The organism is Marinobacter gelidimuriae (assembly GCF_000372805.1).
Classification (GTDB): domain Bacteria; phylum Pseudomonadota; class Gammaproteobacteria; order Pseudomonadales; family Oleiphilaceae; genus Marinobacter; species Marinobacter gelidimuriae.
Window position 1 is genome coordinate 149391 of record NZ_KB889875.1, and the last position, 11257, is coordinate 160647.

Genomic DNA, 11257 nt, shown 5'->3' on the forward strand with positions numbered 1-11257 from the left:
CGTGATTGCTCGTTGTCGTTCCTATCGTTGGCCGGCGTTGCTGTGGGCGCTGGTATTGTTGCTGCTGGTGATGCAGCTCTTGCCGCGCCTGTCGTCAAACACTTTCGATACTAGCATTCTGGCATTACTGCCCCAGGACCAACAGGAACCGTTGGTTGAGCGTGCCATGAACCGGATGAATAGCTTTGTGGCTAACCGGGTGTTGCTGCTGGTTGGTGGAGCGAATGCCGACCGGGATAAATTGCAAGTGCTGGCCGATCAGGTTGCCAGCAGCCTGTCAGACTCCGGGGCGTTTACTTCGGTAACGGTCCGGGCCAGGGTGGGCTGGTTGTCGCAAATGACAACCGTCTATGAACCTTACCGATACCAACTGCTGCCCGAAAATATTGCTGAAAAGCTGGCAAGCGGGCAAGGCCTGGCGCTGGTTTCCGGTGCAGTCCGAGAGCTGGTCAGCCCCATCGGTCGTCCGCGCTCGGCCTCTATCATAGACGACCCGCTCAATCTGCTGGGCATATGGTTGGAAAACCTTACCCCTGCAGCCGGTTTTGCGGTGGATGAACAGGGTCTTTATGCCCGCGACGGTGATCGACACTACCGGGTTGTCACGGCGTCCTTTGCTGGTGATCCGTTCGCTCAAGCTACCCATAAGCCGTTGCTGGATGCGATTCAGGCCGCTGGGGAGCTGGTTCACGAAAATAAGGCTTCGAACGAATTTCTGCGTTCCGGGTTGGTTTTTCACGCCGCTGCAGGTGCCGAGCAGGCCAAGGGAGAGCTGTCTACTATTGGTGTTGGCTCCTTGGTTGCCATCGTTGTGTTATTGCTCTGGCAATTTCGCTCCCTCTATTATTTATGGTTGCCTGTGATCAGCATCGGGACCGGGTTGCTGGTGGCGCTGTCTGTCTCATTAATGATTTTCGGCCAGGTGCACCTGGTTACGCTGGCGTTTGGCGCCAGCTTGGTCGGCGTATCGGTGGATTATGCGTTTCATTACCTGTGCCATGTCCGTTACAGCCGCACCGAAGGTATCGGGCGCATTCTTCCAGGTATTACCCTGGGATTGGTTTCCAGCTGTCTGGCCTACGGTGCCCAGGCCCTCACGCCGTTTCCCGGTTTACAACAGATTGCGCTGTTTTCCGCCGCCGGCCTGATTGGTGCCTGGATAACCGTTGTACTCTGGTTTCCTTTGGCTCGCCCTTGGCTTCCGGTCAGTGAAACGGCAGGGCAGCTGGGACAATGGCTGCAGGTGCTGGCCCGATTTCGTGCTCCGCTGGCAATGTTGTTAGTTGCACTGGTGCTCGTTGCGCTGGCGGGCCTGCCGATCATACATTTTGACGACAGCCTTGGGGCGTTGCAGTCGTCTCCTGCTGCTTTGGTTGCCCAAGAGCAAAAGGTACAGCGGCTGAGCCAAAATCCTGGAAGCGCCCGCTTCCTGCTGGTCGAAGGTGAATCCGTTCAGCAGGTTCTGGAAAGAGAGGAGCGGGCCAGGGTAGCCTTGGATCGTCTGGTTTCCGATGGGCAGCTTCAGGCCTATCAGTCGGTTTCCGGGTTCGTGCCATCAATTCAGCAGCAACAGAAGAACCGGCAGCTTGTGCAAGCCGGCGTTTATGAAACTGGGCTGCCGAAGCAGTTGTTCGAGTCGTTGGGCATGTCAGCACGGCTGGCAACCCGGAGCGAGCAGCAGTTTTCCAGTTACCATCCGGGTTGGCTGGTGCCAGATGACCTGCAAAAAACACCTGTCGCCGATCTGCTGACTGCCTTGTGGCTGGAGCCGGATCTGTTGGAGTCGCCGTCAGCATCGCTGATTACCATTGGCGGTGCGGCAAATGCTAGTGTGTATGACAAGCTGGCGGCGTTAGCAAACGGGCTTGAGGGCGTGCGCTTTGTCGATCGTGTGGGCCGGACCTCCGCTTTACTCGGCGGTTACCGGGTAACCGTCAGTCTGTGGATGGCGCTCGCCTATAGCCTGGTGATGCTGGTGTTGATTATGCGCTATGGTCGGCACTGGTGGCGGGTGATTCTGCCGCCGGCTCTGGCAACCGTTATGACCCTGGGATTGCTGGCAGTGTTCGGCCAGCCGCTGAACCTGTTCAATTTGCTGGCGGCACTGCTGATTCTGGGTATCGGACTGGATATCGGCATTTTTGTGCGCGAAAGTAACGGCGAGCTGCCTGCATGGGAGGCGGTTACCCTGTCTGCGATTACCTCGTTATTGGCGTTCGGTTTGCTTGCGCTGAGTGAAACACCCGTTCTGCACCACTTCGGCATGACGGTACTGCCGGGAATCGGATTGGCGTGGCTGATCGCGTTTGTACTTCAAAGGAGAATACAGAGTTGACTACAAAGGATTTGGAAAGCGACATCATTATCATCGGTGCGGGCCCCTCGGGGGCTGTTGCGGCAGCGCTGTTGCGCAAGCACGGATACCAGGTAACGATCCTGGAAAAACAGCACTTCCCCCGCTTTTCCATTGGTGAGAGCCTGCTGCCTCAGTGCATGGAGTTTCTAGAGGAAGCCGGTATGACAGAGGTCATTCAGGATGCCGACTTCCAGTACAAGAACGGTGCTGCTTTTCATTACAATGGTAAAAACACTTCTTTCAATTTTTGCGAAAAATTCTCCTCGGGCCGGGGAACCACCTTTCAGGTCCAGCGCGCACATTTTGATCATCTGCTGGCCCAAGAAGCAGAGAAAAAGGGCGCCGAAATTCGCTATGGTCATGAAATTACGGCGGCCGACTTCAGTGGTGAGCGTCCATGGCTAAGAGTGTGCACTGATGACGGCCAGGAGTATGAGGCTCGGGGCAAATACGTGCTGGATGCTAGTGGTTTTGGCCGTGTGTTGTCGCGCCTCCTGGACCTGGAGACACCCTCCGAGTTTCCGGTAAGAATGTCGCTCTTCACCCACGTTGAAGACAAGATCGACCATCCAGGCCATGATCGCGACAAGATCCTCATTACTGTGCACCCGAAGTGGCGCGATGTCTGGTTTTGGCTTATTCCTTTTGCCAATGGTCGCTGCTCTCTGGGTGTGGTGGCAAAACCTGAGTTCATCGAAAGCAGGGACGGGGATCCATTGGATGTGTTGCGGGAAATTGTCGGTGAAGATCCGAACCTTTCTGCCCTTTTGGCCAATGCTGAATGGGACATGCCAGTCCGGCCGATACGGGGTTATTCTTGCAACGTCAAACAGTTGTGGGGCACTAACTACGCACTTCTGGGCAATGCCGCCGAATTCCTTGATCCGGTGTTCTCCTCGGGTGTCACCATCGCGATGAAATCCGCCAGTCTGGCTGCACAGGCCCTGCATCGTCAGTTCTGCGGAGAAACCGTCGACTGGCAGGCGGATTATGCCGAGCCACTGATGAGCGGCGTTGATACCTTCCGCACTTACGTGGACGCCTGGTACGAAGGCACTTTTCAGGACGTGGTTTTCGCAGAGAATCCCTCCGACCCGGTCAAGCGAATGATTTCATCCATTCTGGCCGGTTATGCCTGGGATACCAAAAACCCGTATGTTAGCGAAAGTCGCCGCCGGCTAGCGACACTGGCCGAGTTGTGTCGTGCGTGAACGCAGATGGTTGGCGATAGCTGTGATCAGAGGCGTGTTACTGGCCTTGGCGATAATAACCCTGGCCGGCTGTAATATGCTGGGGGTTCGCCCCTTGCCCCCGGTGCCGCCGTTGTTGGAGCCGGGGAGCGGTGATATGGCCGTGCAGATGAACCAACGCATGACCCTAACCTTGGAAGATCGGCGCCACCACATGATGGTAGTGGTCAGCTTCACCCCCGAACAGACCAGGATGACCGGCTTCACCCTGACCGGTCAGCGCCTGCTGGATATTGTGCATGAAGATGGCAAGGTCAGCATCTGGCAAAGCGAGCAGGTGGACCGGGACATTCCCGCTCGTTGGCTGATGACCCAGTTACAGTTGGCCTATTGGCCAAAAGCGGCATTGCAAGAGGCTTATGGTTTGCCATGGGTCTTTGTGCAGGAGGGTACACAGCGGGCGCTTTATCTTGAAGATGAATTGCTGGTAATGGTAAGCTGCGCCCCCGATTTTCATGCCCTCAAGGCAGGATCGAAACTGATAATAAACCAGCCACGGATGGGATTGGTGATGACCGTCGAAACCCTGAAAGTAAAGGATCTTGCGGCTCCGTCCGGGTCGGGTAATAGGCAAGAGACGGGGCAATGACTAGCCCCATTTACCTACATAAACCTGGTGTCGTCTGTGCTCTTGGAGCCACAACAGACGAGGTGGTCGAAGCACTGATGGCCGCGCAGCCGACACATTTGACCGTCACCGAAGCTTATACGCCGGGTCGTGCCTTGCCGCTGGGCGTGATTTTGGTCGAACTGCCGATAATTAAAGGGCGGCATGCCAGCCGTAATAATCGTCTGCTGCTGCAAGCTGTGGAACAGGTGCAGCCTGAGCTGGACCGGGTTTTGCAAAATCATGCGCGCCATCGTATCGGCGTGGTTTTGGGCACTAGCACCTCCGGCATTGGCGATGCCGAGAACGCATTCTCTGAAGAGCGGCCCGAGGGTTTGCCGTCCTGGTATCACTACTCTATGCAAGAAATCGGCGCGCCGGCACAGTTTCTGGCTCGTCATCTTGGCCTATCAGGGCCGGCAACTACCATATCCACCGCCTGCTCTTCCAGTGCCAAGGCACTGGCTAGCGCCCGGCGATTGCTCAAAGCCGACGTTTGTGATGCCGTTATCTGTGGCGGTGTGGACAGTCTTTGCCGGCTCACGGTCAACGGCTTCGACGCCTTGAACTCCGTCAGTGGAACGACCTGTAATCCTATGAGTCGCAACCGTGACGGTATCAACATCGGCGAAGCAGCGAGTATTTTCGTGATGTCTCATGAGCCCGGGCCGGTCATCCTGTCCGGGGTGGGCGAATGTTCCGATGCCCATCATATTTCGGCGCCACATCCGGAAGGGATCGGTGCCCGCAATGCCATCAAGACTGCGTTAGACGACGCGGGACTGAAGCCTGAACAGATTGGCTATATCAACCTGCATGGTACCGCCACGCCCCAGAATGACAGCATGGAAAGCTTGGCGGTCAGCCAAATATTTGAAACGTCACCACTGTGCAGCTCCACCAAGCCGCTGACCGGCCACACTCTGGGCGCGGCCGGAGCATTGGAAGCGGCTTTCTGCTGGCTCACGCTGGTCGGTGATGGTCATTTACCGGTGCATTGGTGGGATGGTGAAAAAGATGAAGAGTTGCCGGCTTTGGAGTTGGTGACGCCGGGCCAGACGCTTCCCGCGGCGTCCAAGCATGCGCTGAGCAACTCGTTTGCCTTTGGTGGCAATAACATCGCACTGGTGTTCAGTGCCGCGAACTGAGGTGTTGAGATCGTGGCGATAACGAACCAGAGACCGCATTATAACGTGGACGAGTTGGTGCGCCATCGTGGCGGAATGAGCCTGCTGGACCAAGTGGTTGACTATGACAAAACCTGGCTGAAAGCCACCTCTAAACTGACAGAAGACAACCTGTTCATGAGTGGGGGCTGGATGCCGTCGTGGATTGGCATCGAGTACATGGCTCAGTCTGTTGCCGCCTTGGCCGGGACTCGTGCGATACGTCAGAACGAACCTGTAAAGGTGGGGTTTTTGGTTAGTACGCGCAAATATGAGGCGGAGCGGCCAGCATTTCCGGTGGGCAGCACTCTTACGGTTGTTGTCAGTGAAGTGGTAATGGGTGAAAACGGGCTCGGTGTCTTTGACTGCGAGCTGACATGCGAGCAGCCAGATGGTCAGAGTTTTGCGGTCACCACCCGGCTAAATGTGTTTCAGCCGGTTGATTTCAGAAAAGTTTTTGGAGCATGAGTATGACACAAACAGTATTGGTCACCGGCTCCAGTCGAGGTATTGGCCGTGCGTGCGCGTTGCGACTGGCGCGGGACGGATATGATGTCGTTCTCCATTGTCGCAGGGAAACCGGCCGGGCACAGGATGTTCAGCAGGAAATTGAAGCGATGGGACAAAACGCCCGAATTCTTCAGTTTGATATTACTGACCGGGAGCAGGTGTCCCGTGTGCTGTTGGACGATGTCGAAGAGCACGGTGCCTATTATGGTGTTGTCTGCAATGCCGGTGTTGCCCGTGATAACGCTTTCCCCGCCATTTCCGGTGAAGACTGGGATCTGGTGCTGCGCACAAATTTAGATGGTTTTTACAACGTGCTCAGCCCTCTGGTTATGCCCATGATTCGCCGGCGCAAGCCTGGCCGGATCGTTACCCTGTCGTCCGTATCCGGGCTTAACGGCAATCGTGGGCAGGTTAATTACAGTGCGGCCAAGGCTGGGATCATCGGTGCGACCAAGGCGTTGGCAGTGGAGCTGGCGAAGCGCAAGATAACGGTGAACTGCGTCGCTCCGGGGCTTATTGAAACTGACATGATCGAAGGAGTTCCTGTCGAGGAAGCATTGAAAATGATCCCTTGCCAACGTCTCGGCAAGCCGGAGGAAGTGGCGGCCACCATCAGCTTTCTAATGTCGGAGGATGCGGGTTATATCACCCGACAAGTTATTTCGGTCAACGGAGGTATCTGCTGATGAAGCGAGTTGTGATTACCGGAATGGCCGGAATCTCTCCGATCGGTAGCGATTGGCAAACCGTGTCCGACAACCTGGAAGCCGGGCGCAATGGTATCCGGACCATGACAGACTGGAAACGTTTTACCGGCCTGAATACCCTCCTGGGCGCGCCGGTGACTGATTTCAAAAAGCCGGCACATTATTCTCGCCGGGCAGTACGTGGTATGGGACGGGTGGCGCTGATGGCAACCCGGGCTTCCGAACTGGCACTGGATGATGCCGGCCTGCTGGACGACGAGAGTATCCGTGATGGCAGGATGGGTGTCTCCTACGGCTCATCTACAGGGTCCACAAATGCGGTTACAGAATTCGCCACTATGTTGATCGACGAAGTGGTAGATGGGATCACTGCTACGTCTTATGTCCGCATGATGTCTCATACGGCGCCGGTCAATATTGGGGTGTTTTTCGGGCTTAAAGGGCGGGTTATTACAACATCCAGTGCCTGCACATCTGGCAGCCAAGGCATTGGCTACGCCTACGAAGCCATTAGGTTCGGTCGTCAGACCATGATGCTGGCCGGAGGGGCTGAAGAGTTGTGCCCGACTGAAGCGGCGGTATTCGATACACTATATGCCACAAGTACGGTTAACGATTCACCGGAGTCAACGCCAAGACCTTTTGATGCCGAGCGGGATGGCCTGGTGATCGGTGAAGGCGCCTGCACGCTGGTTCTCGAAGAACTGGAGCATGCTCGGGCCCGTGGCGTCCATATCTATGGCGAGATTGTCGGTTTTGGCACCAATTCCGATGGTACTCACATCACCCAGCCGACCCGCGAAACGATGCGCCAGGTGATGGAGCTCTCGCTGGAAGACGCTGACCTTGATGCCAGCGCGATTGGTTATGTCAGTGCCCATGGAACCGCCACCGACCGTGGTGATATTGCCGAGAGTCATGCCACCCATGACATTTTCGGAAGCCGTGCACCTATCAGCTCCCTGAAGAGTTACACCGGGCACACTCTGGGCGCTTGTGGTGCTCTGGAGTCCTGGGTGGCACTGGAAATGATGAACCGCAACCGTTTTCACCACACCAACAATCTAAACAAGGTGGATCCGGAGTGTGCGGATCTCGATTACATCGTCAACGAGCCGCGTGAGATTAACTGCGAGTACGTGATGAGCAATAACTTTGCGTTCGGTGGCATCAATACATCGCTGATTTTCCGCCGGTGGCCGTAATGATGTTCAAGCTGGCCGAGCATGGAGTGGGTTTATGCAGTTAATAATCTTCGCCGGCTCGATAGCAGTTCTGGCTTGGCTTTGTTGGCACCAGCTCAGGAACCCGGGTTGCCACGGGTTCTATCGGTTTTTTGCCTTTGCCGGTATTGCCTGGCTGCTGGTTTACCGTATTGGTTACTGGCACGACAATCTGATTTCCTTCCACCAGTTGGTGTCTAGCTTGTTGATGTTGTTGTCGCTCTGGATGGTGGTTGCAGGCGTCCGGGAGTTCCGTCTGCGGGGAGGCCACCGGGAGAGCGGCCAACTGCCGGAAAATTTTAGTTTTGAAAATACCAGCCATCTGGTAACAACGGGAATCTACCAGTATATCCGGCATCCGATGTATACCTCGTTGGTGCTGCTTGCCTGGGGGATCTTCCTGAAACAGTTTTCCTGGTATGGACTGCTGGTGGTGAGCTTGGTCACTTTGGCGCTTTATTTGACGGCGCGAACGGAGGAGCGCGAAAACCTGGCCTTCTTCGATGAGGCCTATGAACGCTACCGCCGCTCCAGCAAACTGTTTTTCCCATTTCTGGTATAACCATACGCAAGCCAGCGTGCTGAAACCGACCGGAACCACCTGTGATTGCTATTAGCCAACTTGAATTCAGTTACACACCATCGGCAAGCCCGGTGCTGAAGGGGATCGATCTTGATGTGCCCGACAATGCGTTATTCGGTCTGCTTGGCCCTAACGGCGCCGGCAAGACCACGTTGTTGTCGCTTCTGGCCGGCTTGATTCCGTGTCCGCAGCAGTGTGTTTTCATTAACGGCAAGGATTTGTCTACCCCGGCTGGTCGTGCTGCCTCTAGGGTTTCCCTAGTGCCGCAGGAGTATGCCTTTTATCAGCCATTAACCGTGCGGGAAAACTTGGCTTTTTTTGCCGGTGTTCAAGGCGTGCCGGCGAAGAAAATCAAACAGCGAATTCAGGACGCGGTCGCACAAACCGGGCTGAAGGAAAGGCTTGACAGCCGCGCGGGCAAATTGTCGGGAGGGCTTAAGCGACGGTTGAACCTGGCCATCGGCTTGTTAGACCAACCCCGCTTGCTGCTATTGGATGAACCAACGGTGGGTATCGACCCCCACTCCCGGCACTTTATTCTTGAAACCATTCGTCACCTGGGTGCTACCGGTACCACAGTGATTTACACCTCCCATTACATGGAAGAAGTAGAAGAGTTATGTGATCGTGTGGCCATTATGGACCACGGTCGGATACTCCGCAGCGGCGCCCTGGTTAAATTGCTGGCCGAGGCGCCCCAAACCGGACATCGTCGGAAATCCAGCCTGGAGTCCCTGTTTCTGGATCTCACTACTCGCGACTTGAGGGACTGAAATGGGCGTTATGATCGCACTGATCCGCAAGGAATTGCTGCTGCTGTGTCGCGATCCCCATGGCCTGCTGTTACTGTTCGTGATGCCCGCTATATTTGTGCTGATCATGACCTTTGCTCTGCAGAATCAGTACGCCATGAACAAAGAAGTGACACTGGATTTCCTGCTTTTCAGTGAGGACGACAGTGGGCTCAGTCGCGCCTTTGAGCGGGAGCTGGCCACTATGGCACCACTGCAGCGATTGCCTACACAGAGCGACTGGGAGGAAATGCAGGCCCTGGCGCAGGCGGATAAAGTGAAATTTCTGGTTCGAGTGAAGCCCGGTTTTGATCAGTTGCTTGTCGATCGCGAGCCGGCGGTCGAAATTCTGTTTTCACCCGGAACGTCGCCGGTATTTGCCAGTGTTGGACAAGCCCGGGTCACAGAACTGTTGAACCGATTATACCTGCGTTATCGGCTGGCAACCATGCCGGGTGTGCAAAGCAGTCTGGAAGCGCAATCTTCGGATCTCGTTCAAACGCGTTCCCTGTATGACGACAGTGGCGCTATGCCGTCATCGGTGCAGCAGAATGTGCCCGCATGGTTGCTGTTTGCCATGTTTTTTATCGCCATCCCACTGTCGACCACTCTGATCAACGAGCGACAACAGGGTACCCTGCTGCGGCTGCAAAGCATGGGTATTGGCCCGGTAAAGCTGCTGGCCGGTAAAGTGATTCCGTTTTTCATCGTCAACTTGTTACAGGTGGCGGTATTGTTTCTGATCGGTCTGTATATGATCCCGCTATTGGGTGGTGATCAACTGACTTTGGGTGAAAATCCCGAAGGTCTGATATTGGTTGCGGTGGCCGTTAGCCTGGCCGCGGTCAGTTATGCGCTTTTGGTCGCGCAGATTGCGAGTACCATTGAGCAGGCCACGATTGTTTCTGGTGTCCTTAACATTATTATGGCCGCACTTGGTGGCGTAATGGTCCCCAGGTTTTTAATGCCTGATGCCATGCGAGAAATAGGCAGTTACTCGCCCATGTCCTGGGGGCTTGATGGTTTCTTTGACATCCTGTTACGCAATGGCACGGTGGTGGATGTCCTGCCGGAAGTGGGTGCCCTGTTGGGGTTTGCAGCGCTTATGCTGAGTCTTGCTATATGGTGTTACCGCCGTGCTGCCCCGGAACGGGGATAACGCACATGTCAGTCAACAACATTAGTGATGGTATGAATACGTCGAAACTCAAAACAGAGCTCAAGGAATTGATTGTCGAGGAATGCGATGTGGATATTGAAGCCTCCGATATCCAGGACGACGAATACCTGATCGGACCGGATAGCCGGCTGAATCTGGATTCGCTGGACGCTCTGAGCATTTCTCTGGAAGTGAAACGCCGCTACAAAAAACACATCGACAGTGGTAACGAAACTCGCATGGCATTGGCCTCGGTAACGACCTTGGCGGAATTCATTCTTGCCGACTGACCCTGGGTTATTGAACTCTCAATGAAAGATCTAAAACGATCAGCGACAGCACCCGTCAGAATTGTCGCCAGTGGTATTGTCAGTGCTCTGGGCAATGGCAAGCGCAGCAATCTCACGGCGCTGTTCAACGATACTGTCGCCGCCCCCGGTAGGCTGTCTCTGCCGCATTTCGAAGAGCCTATCGCGGTTCCTTACCACGCTGTCCTCGGTGCTCCGGAGTCAGCAGGAGGTCGCCTGCACTGGTTATTGAATCAGGCGATTGGTGAGCTATTGGCTGAGCATCCATTGACCCTGGAGCAGCGCGCCACTATTCCGGTATTTATCGGTTCTTCCTGTTGGGGAATCGGTATTGCCGAGGAAGGGTATCGCCAGCAATACCGTGACAACCCTGAAACTGCCATTCCGCTGCCACTCGACGGCTTCAGCCAGATCAGCCGGTATCTGCAGCAGCAGTTCAGCTTTCATGGTGCGGACTTTGCGCTCAATACCGCTTGTACGGCGTAAGCGCCAATAAATCAGCACCTACATTTCGGCTCGCCGATTGCACACACTGACTTCCTCACCCATTCCATGAGGAATCAGCATGACCCCAACCGAACGAGCACACGTCTGGCA

12 protein-coding genes are annotated in these 11257 nt (G+C 55.3%); all 12 read left to right on the forward strand.

The annotated features are described in order from the left end of the window. Position 1 precedes the first annotated feature (1 nt). The 12 genes from A3OI_RS0106970 to A3OI_RS0107025 are packed head-to-tail and all read left to right on the forward strand — an operon-like array spanning position 2 to position 11146. Positions 2-2335 carry an MMPL family transporter gene (locus A3OI_RS0106970; protein ID WP_018403581.1) on the forward strand — a complete coding sequence of 778 codons (2334 nt, stop codon included), beginning with the start codon at positions 2-4 and terminating at the stop codon, positions 2333-2335. Continuing rightward, entirely contained in the window at positions 2332-3567 is a 1236-nt protein-coding gene (locus A3OI_RS0106975) for an NAD(P)/FAD-dependent oxidoreductase (RefSeq protein WP_018403582.1), read from the forward strand. The genes A3OI_RS0106970 and A3OI_RS0106975 overlap by 4 nt, the downstream gene beginning before the upstream one ends. A 22-nt stretch (positions 3568-3589) precedes the next feature. Then, positions 3590-4195, forward strand: coding sequence for a DUF3261 domain-containing protein (locus A3OI_RS0106980; protein WP_018403583.1), 606 nt, complete (start codon positions 3590-3592; stop codon positions 4193-4195). After that, positions 4192-5361: a beta-ketoacyl-ACP synthase gene (locus A3OI_RS0106985; RefSeq protein ID WP_018403584.1), complete on the forward strand. Its 1170-nt coding sequence runs from the start codon at positions 4192-4194 to the stop codon at positions 5359-5361. Before A3OI_RS0106980 ends, A3OI_RS0106985 begins: the two co-directional genes overlap by 4 nt. A gap of 12 nt (positions 5362-5373) precedes the next feature. Continuing rightward, positions 5374-5847 carry an ApeP family dehydratase gene (locus A3OI_RS0106990; RefSeq protein ID WP_026224048.1) on the forward strand — a complete coding sequence of 158 codons (474 nt, stop codon included), beginning with the start codon at positions 5374-5376 and terminating at the stop codon, positions 5845-5847. A 2-nt stretch (positions 5848-5849) separates the two neighbouring features. Beyond that, on the forward strand, positions 5850-6575 hold the full coding sequence (locus A3OI_RS0106995; protein WP_026224049.1) for a 3-ketoacyl-ACP reductase FabG2: 726 nt from the start codon (positions 5850-5852) through the stop codon (positions 6573-6575). Next, positions 6575-7801, forward strand: coding sequence for a beta-ketoacyl-ACP synthase (locus A3OI_RS0107000; protein ID WP_018403587.1), 1227 nt, complete (start codon positions 6575-6577; stop codon positions 7799-7801). The genes A3OI_RS0106995 and A3OI_RS0107000 overlap by 1 nt, the downstream gene beginning before the upstream one ends. A 34-nt stretch (positions 7802-7835) precedes the next feature. After that, positions 7836-8381, forward strand: a complete 546-nt coding sequence (locus A3OI_RS0107005; protein ID WP_018403588.1) for a methyltransferase family protein — start codon at positions 7836-7838, stop codon at positions 8379-8381. A gap of 41 nt (positions 8382-8422) precedes the next feature. Next, positions 8423-9175, forward strand: a complete 753-nt coding sequence (locus A3OI_RS19565; RefSeq protein WP_018403589.1) for an ABC transporter ATP-binding protein — start codon at positions 8423-8425, stop codon at positions 9173-9175. Between the two features lie 10 nt (positions 9176-9185). After that, positions 9186-10352 (forward strand): ABC transporter permease, encoded by a 1167-nt coding sequence (locus tag A3OI_RS0107015; RefSeq protein ID WP_177313688.1) that lies wholly within the window; start codon positions 9186-9188, stop codon positions 10350-10352. Between the two features lie 5 nt (positions 10353-10357). Beyond that, entirely contained in the window at positions 10358-10642 is a 285-nt protein-coding gene (locus A3OI_RS0107020) for an acyl carrier protein (protein ID WP_018403591.1), read from the forward strand. A gap of 21 nt (positions 10643-10663) precedes the next feature. Next, positions 10664-11146: a beta-ketoacyl-[acyl-carrier-protein] synthase family protein gene (locus A3OI_RS0107025; protein ID WP_018403592.1), complete on the forward strand. Its 483-nt coding sequence runs from the start codon at positions 10664-10666 to the stop codon at positions 11144-11146. Positions 11147-11257: the final 111 nt, after the last annotated feature.

What these genes read in the sequence shown, in the direction of transcription:
- A3OI_RS0106985 (WP_018403584.1), top strand. Translation starts at nt 4,192, where the DNA reads ATGACTAGCCCCATTTACCTACATAAACCTGGTGTCGTCTGTGCTCTT.
- A3OI_RS0107000 (WP_018403587.1), top strand. Translation starts at nt 6,575, where the DNA reads ATGAAGCGAGTTGTGATTACCGGAATGGCCGGAATCTCTCCGATCGGT.
- A3OI_RS0107020 (WP_018403591.1), top strand. Translation starts at nt 10,358, where the DNA reads ATGTCAGTCAACAACATTAGTGATGGTATGAATACGTCGAAACTCAAA.
- A3OI_RS0107005 (WP_018403588.1), top strand. Translation starts at nt 7,836, where the DNA reads ATGCAGTTAATAATCTTCGCCGGCTCGATAGCAGTTCTGGCTTGGCTT.
- A3OI_RS0106995 (WP_026224049.1), top strand. Translation starts at nt 5,850, where the DNA reads ATGACACAAACAGTATTGGTCACCGGCTCCAGTCGAGGTATTGGCCGT.
- A3OI_RS0107025 (WP_018403592.1), top strand. Translation starts at nt 10,664, where the DNA reads ATGAAAGATCTAAAACGATCAGCGACAGCACCCGTCAGAATTGTCGCC.
- A3OI_RS0107015 (WP_177313688.1), top strand. Translation starts at nt 9,186, where the DNA reads ATGATCGCACTGATCCGCAAGGAATTGCTGCTGCTGTGTCGCGATCCC.